This window comes from Salinicola sp., from assembly GCF_982684285.1.
Genome location: NZ_CEXLVS010000432.1, coordinates 1 through 1611 on the forward strand (window position 1 = coordinate 1; position 1611 = coordinate 1611).

At 44.1% G+C, this 1611-nt stretch carries 2 protein-coding genes; both read left to right on the forward strand.

Annotation, left to right across the window (positions count from 1 at the left end; all coding sequences use genetic code 11):
- On the forward strand, positions 1–938 hold a 938-nt coding region (locus tag AC3AYF_RS20785; RefSeq protein ID WP_487780371.1), incomplete at its 5' end, for an ArsJ-associated glyceraldehyde-3-phosphate dehydrogenase.
- A gap of 2 nt (positions 939–940) precedes the next feature.
- Positions 941–1611, forward strand: a 671-nt coding sequence (locus AC3AYF_RS20790) for an MFS transporter (RefSeq protein WP_487780372.1), incomplete at its 3' end; no start/stop codon positions are given.

Here is a 1611-nt window from a genome sequence, read left to right on the forward strand (position 1 = left end):
AACTTGAGTTTGTGCATATCAATGACATCCAAGGTGGTGCTGACTGCCACGCTCACTTGATCGAGTTCGATACCGTGCATGGTCGTTGGGGTGCAGAGAAGTCTATTTCTGCTTCAGAAGATCACATTTCAATTGATGGCCAAACTATCAGCTTTAGCCAACACGCCACTCCTGCTGAAGTGAACTGGCAAGAGCTGGGTATTGATCTCGTTTTGGAATGCAGCGGCAAGTTTAAGTCTGAAGATGAGTTGCAAGCTTACTTCGACCAAGGTGTTAAAAAGGTTTTAGTGTCAGCACCTTGTCCTGATCCTGCTTTAAACATTGTTTATGGCGTTAACCATGAGCTTTACGACCCTGCTCAACACAATATTGTTACAGCCGCTTCTTGTACCACTAACTGCCTAGCACCATTGGTCAAAGTGATGCATGAAAACATCGGCATCAAACATGGCACCATGACCACCATCCATAACATTACTAATACCCAAACGATCGTCGATAAAGGTCATAAAGACCTGCGCCGTGCTCGAGCCAGCAGCAACTCGTTAATCCCAACCACTACCGGTTCAGCTAAGGCAATCACCAAAATCTTCCCTGAACTAGAAGGTAAGTTAAACGGCCTAGCAGTGCGTATACCGTTATTAAACGGTTCTCTCACTGACTTTGTCTTTGAAGCTAACCGACCGACGGATGCTGAGGAAGTTAACGCCTTATTTCAACAAGCTGCTGACAATAACTTAAAAGATATTTTAGGTTATGAAACCCGTCCTCTAGTGTCGGCTGATTACACTAATGATGCCCGCTCAAGCATTGTTGATGCACCGTCAACGATGGTGATTAACGACACCCAAGTGAAAATCCTAGCGTGGTATGACAATGAATGGGGTTATGTGAATCGCATGATTGATATTGCCCATATGTTGGCGAAGTCTTTATAACCATGAACAACAACAGTTCTAGTCTAAAAAACTATGCTGTTATTACCTTAGGCTATTGGGGCTTTACGCTAACTGACGGTGCGATCAGGATGCTGGTGGTATTGTATTTCCACCAGCTAGGCTATTCACCGCTTGCCATCGCCAGCTTATTTTTGTTTTATGAGTTTTTTGGCATTGTGACCAACCTTGTTGGCGGTTGGTTAGGCTCACGTATCGGCCTGAACAATACCATGCATATTGGCATGATCATGCAGGTCGTCGCCTTAATGATGCTGACGGTGCCAGTCGAATACCTGACCGTTATTTATGTGATGGCAGCACAAGCCTTATCCGGCATCGCCAAAGATCTCAACAAAATGAGTGCCAAGGCCAGCGTCAAACTATTTCTACCCAGTGATGACAGTCAACAATCATCAAAAACCTTATTTAAATGGGTTGCCGTCCTCACTGGCTCTAAAAACACCTTAAAAGGCATCGGCTATTTTTTAGGTGGTTTATTGCTCGCTATCTATGGTTTTCAAGATGCGTTATACATCTTGGCAGGCAGTTTATTTGCCGTGTTAGTTTTAACTTGGCTGTTTTTACCAACCGATCTTGGCAAAAGTAAAAACAAAGCCAAATTCAGCCAACTATTTTCTAATACATCTGCCATCAACTGGTTATCCGCTGCCCG